This window comes from Billgrantia ethanolica (assembly GCF_021404305.1).
GTDB lineage: Bacteria > Pseudomonadota > Gammaproteobacteria > Pseudomonadales > Halomonadaceae > Halomonas > Halomonas ethanolica.
In genome coordinates this window covers 1-791 of sequence record NZ_JABFTX010000013.1, presented here as the reverse complement: position 1 = coordinate 791, position 791 = coordinate 1, and the positions used below count along the sequence as shown (strand labels likewise).

Below are 791 nucleotides of genomic sequence, written 5' to 3'. Positions count from 1 at the left end.
GGTCTACCTGCACCTGATCGGCGGCAGCGTGGTCGGCAGCACGGCGGCCAGCGCCGCTGACGTCAACGGCGGCAACACCGTCTTCGTCGTCTCTCTCGTCGACGGCAAGTTGGTGCTGGATCAGCAGCAGGCCATCGACCACCCGACGGCGAGCAATGCCAGCGAAGTGCTGCACCTGGCCGGCGGCCAGATCCTGCTCACCGGCAGCGTGACCCTCACCGACGCCGACGGCGACACGGCCACCGACAGTGCCATCGTCGACCTGGGGGGGCAGCTGGGCTTCCAGGATCACGGCCCGAGTATCGAGATCGGTGCTGCCGCCGAGCTGGCCAGCCTGCTGACCACCGACGCCGCGCTGGGCACCGACAGTGCCGCGCTGCGCGACTTCTTCACCATCGTCGACAAGTCCTTCGGTGGCGACGGCGCGGCCGCCGGTGGTGGCAAGGCCTGGCACTACAGCCTGAGCCTGGGCAACAACGTCGCCGGCAACGTGGCCCAGGACGGCAGCGGCGAAAACCTCACCAGCGGTGGCCAGGCGGTCTACCTGCACCTGATCGGCGGCAGCGTGGTCGGCAGCACGGCGGCCAGCGCCGCTGACGTCAACGGCGGCAACACCGTCTTCGTCGTCTCTCTCGTCGACGGCAAGTTGGTGCTGGATCAGCAGCAGGCCATCGACCACCCGACGGCGAGCAATGCCAGCGAAGTGCTGCACCTGGCCGGCGGCCAGATCCTGCTCACCGGCAGCGTGACCCTCACCGACGCCGACGGCGACACGGCCACCGACAGTGCCA

The 791-nt window shown here is 69.4% G+C and carries 1 protein-coding gene; it reads left to right on the top strand.

Annotated features, from left to right (window positions below):
• Positions 1 to 791, top strand: a 791-nt coding sequence (locus HOP53_RS21285; RefSeq protein ID WP_234271863.1) for a DUF5801 repeats-in-toxin domain-containing protein, incomplete at both ends; no start/stop codon positions are given.